The sequence below is a fragment of the Promicromonospora kroppenstedtii DSM 19349 genome (genome assembly GCF_000515355.1).
GTDB classification, from domain to species: Bacteria; Actinomycetota; Actinomycetes; order Actinomycetales; family Cellulomonadaceae; genus Promicromonospora; species Promicromonospora kroppenstedtii.
Genome location: NZ_KI911751.1, coordinates 1,943 through 3,389 on the forward strand (window position 1 = coordinate 1,943; position 1,447 = coordinate 3,389).

A 1,447-nucleotide genomic window follows, 5' to 3' on the forward strand; every position below is an offset into this window, starting at 1 on the left:
CTCCCGGCGGGTGCCGGCCGAAACCCGGCGTTCAGGCGCCGCGCGGGGCCAGGCCGCGCACGAGGGCGGTGAGCCCGGCCTCGAACTCGTGCTCAGGGCCCAGCTCGGTGACGGCCCGGACGGCCTGAGCGAGCCTGTCGGCGCCCTCGACGGCGCCGGTGTCGTCGGCCAGGATCGACTGCCCGCTGGGCGTCGTCTGCTCCTCGAGGGTCGCCCCGATCGTGTACCGGGAGACGGCGATGAACGCCAGCACGGCGTCCGGCCCGCCGAACCCCTGCGCCTCGAGGTGGGCGACCTGCGCGACCGAGTTGGCGAGGTTCGGGGCCCGCGGCCCGGTCGAGGCGATCAGGCGGGCGCCGTCGCGCACGGAGAGCATGGCGCGGCGCAGGCTGCGGGCGTTGCGCAGCAGGAACGCGTCCCAGCCCTCGTCCGGTCCGGGCAGCCGGTCGGTGTGCCGGCGGTCGAGCACCTCGGCCGCGACGGCGTTCAGCAGCTCGGCCTTGTTGCGGAAGTGGTGGTACAGCGCGGGCTGCTGCACGCCGAGCCGGCGCGCCACGTTGTGGCTGGACAACCCGTCCAGGCCGCGCTCGTCCAGCGTCTCGATGGCCGCGGCGACGATCGTCGGGCGGTCGAGTCCAGGTCGGGTACGCGGCATGGCCCGACTCTAGCCAGGGCGCTCCTTATCAGTGATACTTATCAGTGATAAGGAACTTCCCGGGACATGGAGCTGCCCGGGAAGTGACGAAGAGATGGCGGGAATCCGTCAGGGGGAGCAGCGATGACGAACGCGCACGCACCGAGTCCCGCCCGCCCACCGCGCCTGCGAAACCGCGGCGCCGCCTGGACGCTCGTGGCGCTCACACCGCTGATCGCCGAGCTCGCCCTGGGGTCCACTCCGGTCCGGATGGCGTGGCTCGTGCTGCTCTGGATGCCGGTCTATGGCGCGGGCGTGCTGCTGATCCGCGAGCTGGTCGCGCGACGCGGGCGCGGCTGGCCCAGCATCCTGCTGCTCGCCCTGGCCTACGAGCTGGTCGAGGACGGGATCGGCCTGCAGGCGCTGACCAGCCCGCACCTGTACGACGCCGCGTCGTGGGGTGCCCGCGTGCTCGGCGTCAACCTGCCGTACCTCGAGGCGAACGCGATCTACCACGCCGTGTTCACCGTCTGCATCCCGATCGCGCTGACGAACCTGCTCTTCCCCGCGCACCGGGGCCGCCCGTATCTCGGCGTGCCGGGGACGGTCGTCGCCGGCGTCGTCGCGGTGCTCGGCGTGGGGCTGCTGCGCACGGTGACGCTCTCGGAGGACCCCGGCTACCAGGCGCCGACCGCGTTCGTGCTCGGCGTGGTGGTGCTGGTGCTCGCGCTCGGGGTCGTCGCCCTGTTCGTCGTGCCGGCCCCACGGGTCCGGGCGGTCGCACCCGGCCAGCGGGGCGTCTCGGCGGGCCGG

General features: G+C 73.7%; 1 protein-coding gene and 1 pseudogene. One reads left to right on the forward strand and one right to left on the reverse strand.

What is annotated here, in order from left to right; translation table 11 throughout:
* Nucleotides 1-31 precede the first annotated feature (31 nt).
* The gene (locus PROKR_RS25730; RefSeq protein ID WP_036969394.1) at nt 32-655 is read right to left on the reverse strand and encodes a TetR/AcrR family transcriptional regulator C-terminal domain-containing protein; all 624 of its coding nucleotides are present in this window, start codon (nt 653-655) and stop codon (nt 32-34) included.
* A 123-nt stretch (nt 656-778) separates the two neighbouring features.
* On the opposite strand from PROKR_RS25730, the pseudogene PROKR_RS36240 reads away from it, so the two are divergent.
* Nucleotides 779-1,447, forward strand: a pseudogene (locus PROKR_RS36240) (hypothetical protein); the annotation flags it as partial.